This window comes from Arthrobacter sp. Cza30 (assembly GCF_059090765.1).
In genome coordinates, this window is record NZ_JBNHGA010000018.1 from 1 (window position 1) to 5740 (window position 5740).

General features: G+C 69.8%; 9 protein-coding genes. 5 read left to right on the top strand and 4 right to left on the bottom strand.

What is annotated here, in order from left to right:
• Positions 1-179: 179 nt before the first annotated feature.
• Positions 180-1220 (bottom strand): NAD(P)-dependent alcohol dehydrogenase, encoded by a 1041-nt coding sequence (locus AC5RVZ_RS32105; protein WP_494069645.1) that lies wholly within the window; start codon positions 1218-1220, stop codon positions 180-182.
• Positions 1221-1332: 112 nt separating this feature from the next.
• The gene (locus AC5RVZ_RS32110; RefSeq protein WP_494069646.1) at positions 1333-1821 is read right to left on the bottom strand and encodes an FBP domain-containing protein; all 489 of its coding nucleotides are present in this window, start codon (positions 1819-1821) and stop codon (positions 1333-1335) included.
• Here AC5RVZ_RS32110 and AC5RVZ_RS32115 point away from each other — a divergent pair.
• On the top strand, positions 1816-1968 hold the full coding sequence (locus AC5RVZ_RS32115; protein ID WP_494069647.1) for a hypothetical protein: 153 nt from the start codon (positions 1816-1818) through the stop codon (positions 1966-1968). The two genes, AC5RVZ_RS32110 and AC5RVZ_RS32115, sit on opposite strands and share 6 nt — an antisense overlap.
• Positions 1969-2045: 77 nt before the next feature.
• On the opposite strand, the gene AC5RVZ_RS32120 is transcribed toward AC5RVZ_RS32115, so the two are convergent.
• Complete coding sequence (locus AC5RVZ_RS32120; RefSeq protein WP_494069648.1) at positions 2046-2741, bottom strand: DUF998 domain-containing protein; 696 nt, start codon at positions 2739-2741, stop codon at positions 2046-2048.
• A gap of 203 nt (positions 2742-2944) precedes the next feature.
• On the opposite strand from AC5RVZ_RS32120, the gene rpsF reads away from it, so the two are divergent.
• The 4 genes from rpsF (at position 2945) to rplI (ending at position 4606) form a co-directional block, all read left to right on the top strand.
• Positions 2945-3292 (top strand): 30S ribosomal protein S6, encoded by a 348-nt coding sequence (rpsF, locus tag AC5RVZ_RS32125; RefSeq protein WP_494069652.1) that lies wholly within the window; start codon positions 2945-2947, stop codon positions 3290-3292.
• Between the two features lie 5 nt (positions 3293-3297).
• Positions 3298-3819 carry a single-stranded DNA-binding protein gene (locus AC5RVZ_RS32130; protein ID WP_494069649.1) on the top strand — a complete coding sequence of 174 codons (522 nt, stop codon included), beginning with the start codon at positions 3298-3300 and terminating at the stop codon, positions 3817-3819.
• A gap of 68 nt (positions 3820-3887) precedes the next feature.
• Positions 3888-4142: a 30S ribosomal protein S18 gene (gene rpsR / locus AC5RVZ_RS32135; protein WP_005054609.1), complete on the top strand. Its 255-nt coding sequence runs from the start codon at positions 3888-3890 to the stop codon at positions 4140-4142.
• Between the two features lie 11 nt (positions 4143-4153).
• Entirely contained in the window at positions 4154-4606 is a 453-nt protein-coding gene (rplI, locus tag AC5RVZ_RS32140; protein WP_494069650.1) for a 50S ribosomal protein L9, read from the top strand.
• Positions 4607-4893: 287 nt separating this feature from the next.
• Here rplI and AC5RVZ_RS32145 read toward each other — a convergent pair.
• Positions 4894-5740: chaplin family protein (locus AC5RVZ_RS32145; RefSeq protein ID WP_494069651.1), on the bottom strand; the 847-nt coding region annotated here is incomplete at its 5' end.

The window sequence follows — 5740 nt, forward strand, 5'->3', positions numbered from 1 at the left end:
TCGCGGGGCTGACCCTCCGCGCGGCCCCGTCCTCGTCGGGACCGCATGTTCTCGCCGAACCCGGGTGACGCTCTCTCGTCGAGACCGCACGTTCTCGCCGAACCCGCATGTCGCTGAGGTCGGGGACATGCGGTGTCGGCGAGACCGCACGTTCTCGACGAGAGGGTGCGGTCACATGCTCACGACGAGGGCACGACCACCGCCCGACCACGAACCTGACCGTGATGCAACCGGTCGTAGGCCTCCGGGGCATCCTCGATGCCGTAGCGCTCGACGTGGACGTCGATGGCGCCGATGCGCGCGAGGTCGAGCACCTCGATCAGCTCGCTGCGCGACCCCCAGTAGGGCGCCCGCACGGCCGCGCCGAAGGGCGTCGCGAAGAATCCCGCGGTCATGAGGCCGCCGCCGATCCCCACGATGTGGACGAAGCCGTCCATCGCGACGACGGCTTTCGCCAGGTCGATCGTCGGCTGCACGCCGGCGAAGTCGAACACGGTCTGCGCACCGAGTCCACCGGTCAGCTCGCGGATGCGATCCGCGGCATCCGCACCTGACACGACCGTGTGATGCGCGCCCACGTCGGATGCCAGCGCCAGCTTCTCCTCGCTGATGTCGACAGCGATCACCTTCGCCGAGCTGATGGCGCGGATGATCTGGATGCCGACGTGCCCGAGCCCGCCGACGCCGATGACGACGGCCGTCGACCCCGGGTACAGCTTGTGCTGGGCGGAGGTGATCGCGTGGTACGGCGTGAGTCCGGCATCGGTCAGCGACACCGTCTCGACGGGGTCGAGGTCGCCGAGCGGTATGAGATGGCGGCGGTCGTCGACGATCACGTACTCGGCCATCGCACCCGGCGCCCCGAGCCCCGGAGGGGTGATGCCGAGCTCGGCGGCATACGGGCAGTAGTTCTCGCGCCCCTGCGAGCATTCGTGACACTGTCCGCAGCCCCACGGGCCGTAGATCGCGTAGGCATCGCCGACGGCGATGCCCTCCACGCCCTCTCCGAGCTTGTCCACGACGCCCGCCCCTTCGTGACCGAGCGTCAGCGGGAGCCCGTACGTGTACTGCTCCTCGGGAAGGTCCATGAGGAACCAGTCGGAGTGGCACAGCCCGGCCGCTGTCACCTTCAGGCGGATCTGTCCGGGTCCGGGCTCGGGGGTGTCGATCTCGACGACCTCCGGTCCCTTCCCGATCTCGCGATACTGCACTGCCTTCATAAGAGACCCCTTTCGTCTCCGTGACAGTGCCCGGGCGGCCGGTGTTCGCCCTAGACCCTTGCGCCCGGCGCGCCAGCATGCATGCCGACGCGCCGGGCATGAGGCGCGCGTCTCAGCGGGTGTCGCGCAGGTCGCGGGCGAAGTTCTGCACGTGTGCTCGCAGCGAGGCGATCCGACGCTGCTGTGCCGCTGCCACGTCGAAGCCCAGGTAGGCCGGCGGCATGGGCCGCCGGACGTTGGCCGAGCACTCGAAGTGCTCGCAGACGAGCGTCCCGACGGTCCCTCCGTTGCGGCCGGCCGGTCCCACACGCCTGGCGCTGAAGAAGACCACGTCGTTGGGAAGCGTGACGTCCTCGCACCACGAGCACTGTGCCCGCGTGCGGACACGCTGCTCGGCTTGGCGGAACAGGATGCCGACGACCTCGTCGTCGACCGGGATGACGGCGTAGCCTGCGAGCGGCAGCTTCGGCGTTCGCCAGCCGAAGAAGTCCAGCCGGCCCCACTCGACATCGGCGAGATCGGGAATGACGATGGCGTTGCGTTCGCGCTGGGAGACGTTGACGAAGGACGCGCGGATGTCCTTCTCGGTGAGTGCATGCATGAAGAATCCATGTTCGTGTCCGGCTCGTCGATGACGAGCGACGAGGCGCCGCGCCAGGGCGCGGCCGAGGAGTGGATCCGCTCGGGAGCGGATGTCGAGCGCGGGCGCCTTTCCGGCGCACCCGGCTACCTCCGCTCGGCGCGATGAGCGCCGGCGACCTCCTCACGCCCTTCGGGCGTCACGGACGAACAGGTGCTTCGCACGGTCGCCAGCCTAACGCGGCGTCACTCGGGCGTCGCCGGCACGCGCAGAGCGACGACCAGCATCACCAGTGCCGCCAGCTCCGCGGCGACCACCATCCTCTCGACCGCGCCCAGCGGGATCATCGTCCACCACGCCAGGCCGGATGTCTCGCCGACCGCCACGAACACCCCCATCGCGACGATGCCGGCGAGAATCAGCACGGCGAGCGACAGGGCGACGGCGAGGAGATGGTGGTCGAACCGGGATCCGCGGCGGGGGCGTCCGCGGCGACGCACCTCCCCCGCCGTGAGCGCGAGGACGGCGACCGGCAGGGCGATGAAAGCGACCACGGATGCCGCCCGGTGGATGTATCCCTCGAGTGTCGCTCCGGCCGCCCAGTCGGCCTTCTGAAAGACCGCGACGCCGACCATGCCCAGAACCCACAGGGCGAGCGCGACGCTCGGCACCGAGATCGCCCGGCAGGCGCCGGACCGCACCAGGAGCAGCAGCGTCACCGTCGACCCCGCCGCGATGAGGACGACGCCGATGACGAAGACAGCGGCCAGCGGCGACCTGCCGTACTCACTGATCGTCACGGCGAGCGGATCGATCCCGCTGGTCGGCGGAACAAGGTGCAGCGCGCCGATGACAACCACGCCGAGGGCGATGCTCCCCAGCTCGGCGAGGCGCAGCACCGATGTCGTCCGGTGATGCTCGCGCGAGGCCGTCGCGGTCATGGATCCACCATACGGATCCCCAGCGGCCCGGGATTGGGCGCCCGGCGAGGCATCCGCTACCATAGGAGGGTTGTCCGTACGCGCCCCTGCGCGCGATCCATCGGACGACGTGCAAACACACCCTCCTGCTGTCGGGAAATGCCCGGCAGCCGTTCTAGTCCGAAGGAGGTGGGTCAGTGACGCACACACACCAGTACGAGCTCATGGTGATCCTCAACCCTGAGATCGACGAGCGTCAGGTCGCCCCGAACCTCGACAAGTTCCTGAAGGTCATCACGAACGATGGTGGCTCGATCGACAACGTCGACATCTGGGGTCGCCGCCGTCTCGCGTACGAGATCCAGAAGAAGAACGAGGGCATCTACGCCGTCGTCAACTTCACTGCGACCTCCGAGGCGACGCAGGAGCTGGACCGTCAGCTCAAGCTCGACGAGCGCATCATGCGCACGAAGGTGCTCCGCGCCGAGGAGGCGATCGCCATGATCGCGTCCGAGAAGCAGCGTGCCGACGAGCGTGCCGCCCGCAAGACCGCCAAGGCTGCGAAGGCCTAAGGGTCATGGCCGGCGAGACGATCATCACCGTCGTGGGAAACCTCACGGCTGATCCCGAACTGCGCTACACGCAGAACGGCCTGCCCGTCGCGAACTTCACGATCGCGTCGACGCCGCGCAACTTCGACCGCCAGGCCAACGAGTGGAAGGACGGCGAAGCGCTGTTCCTCCGCGCGAGCGTGTGGCGCGAGTTCGCCGAGCACGTGGCCGGCTCGCTGACCAAGGGCATGCGGGTCATCGCGACCGGCCGCCTCAAGCAGCGCAGCTACCAGGACCGCGACGGCAACAACCGCACCGCGATCGAGCTCGAGGTCGACGAGATCGGCCCGTCGCTGCGCTACGCGACCGCACAGGTCACGCGTGCGGCCGGTGGCGGTGGCGGTGGCGGCAGCTACGGCGGCGGCGGACAGTCCCGTCCTGCACAGGTCGCCGACGAGCCGTGGTCGACTCCGGGCTCGGCGAACGCAGGCGGCAGCGCCGACGCGTGGGCTGCGCCCGGTGCGTACGGCGACGACACGCCGTTCTGACGGACCGTCTCACAGGAATTCCGGATGCCGCTGCGGCATCCAGCTCTCACTCTCAGTAAGGAAACACCATGGCTGGAAAGGCAACCGGCGACCGCCGGAAGCCGCGGAAGGGCGCGAAGAACGCCGCTCCCGCGAAGGCGATTCGTGTCGGCGTCATCGACTACAAGGACGTCGCCACCCTCCGCAAGTTCATCTCGGAGCGCGGCAAGATCCGCGCCCGTCGTATCACCGGTGTCTCGGTGCAGGAGCAGCGTCTGATCGCCAAGGCGATCAAGAACGCCCGTGAAATGGCGCTCCTGCCGTACGCCGGCGCTGGCCGCTAAGGAGTACCGACATGGCAAAGCTCATTCTCACGAACGAGGTCGCCGGGCTCGGCAGCGCCGGTGACGTGGTCGAGGTCAAGAACGGGTACGCCCGCAACTACCTCATTCCCCAGGGCTTCGCGGTTGCGTGGACCCGCGGCGGCGAGAAGCAGGTGGCGTCGATCCGCGCCGCCCGCGAGGCCCGCGCGATCCACGACCACGAAGAGGCCGTAGCTCTGAAGAACAGCCTCGAGGCGAACAAGGTGAAGCTGGCCGTCAAGGCCGGCGCCGAGGGCCGCCTGTTCGGTGCGGTCAAGACCGCCGACGTCGCGGACGCCGTGAAGGCCGCCGGCCTGGGCGACCTCGACAAGCGCAAGATCCACATCACCTCGCCGATCAAGTCGGTGGGCGACCACGAGGCGACGGTCCGTCTTCGCGACGACCTCACCGCCGTGATCACTCTGCAGGTGGTCGCCGCGAAGTAACGCGACGAACTGCGACCTCACGGTCGCGAAACGCACGGATGCCGCGGGCCCTCAGGTCCGCGGCATCCGGCGTTCGGTCGGTGATCCGCCCGCGAAGGACGGCTCAGGGCGGATGCCGCGAGCCCCCCGGATCGCGACACCCGCCGGTCCATCTGCTGCGTACGACGCCAGGGCGCCGCCGCAGGTCGAAGACTCCAGGGGGCGGGAGGGCCCGCTGGGGACGAGCCCTCCCGCCTGCTCACGCGTGTGGGGGCGGTGGCCGGCGCTGGGGATCGCCGACCACCCGGTCACGCGGAGCGGCGCCGCGCCACGAGCGCGATGGCGCCGGCCGCCAGGAGCATCAGCCCCATGAGCAGCACGGACGACGCGCTCGTCCCTCCCGTCGCGGCGAGTGCGGTGGCGTTGCGGTCCATGGCGACGGCCGTGGCCGTGCCCGTCGAGGCGACCGAGCCCGTCAGGCCGTCCGAGCCGCCATCACCGGGGGTGATGCCCGGGCCCGTCGGGCCCGTCGGGCCCGTCGGGCCCGTGGGGTCCGTCGGGTCGGTGGGGTCCGTCGGGTTCGTGGGGTCCGACGGGTCCGTGGGGTCCGTCGGCGCCGCCGGGACGTTCGTCGTGCCGTCGCCGATCACCGAGAAGGCAAAGCCTCGCATTCTCATCGGAAGCGAGATCGGCGTGGAGATCGCGGTGCCGCCAAGGATCGAGTCGGTGCCGTCCGTGGTTCCGCCAGCCTTGGGTCCACCGATGGTTCCGCTGGTGGCGCCGGTGGTGTTGCTGTCGCCGATGACGGAGATGGCGTTGCCGGTGACGTTGATCGGGGCGGTGGCAGGTGCGAGGACCTGCGTGCCGCCGAGGATCGATCCGGTTCCGTCGGTCGAGCCGTCGGTGCTGCCGCCGGTCGTCCCACCGGTGGTGCCGGTGGCGCCGTCGGTGTGGCTGTCGCCGATGACGGAGATGGCGTTGCCGGTCAGGTTGGTCGGCGCGGTGATCGGGGCGAGCACCTGGGTGCCGCCGAGGATCGAGTCCGTCCCGTCGGTCGAGCCGTCGGTGCTGCCGCCGGTCGTCCCACCGGTGGTGCCGGTGGCGCCGTCGGTGTGGCTGTCGCCGATGACGGAGATGGCGTTGCCGGTCAGGTTG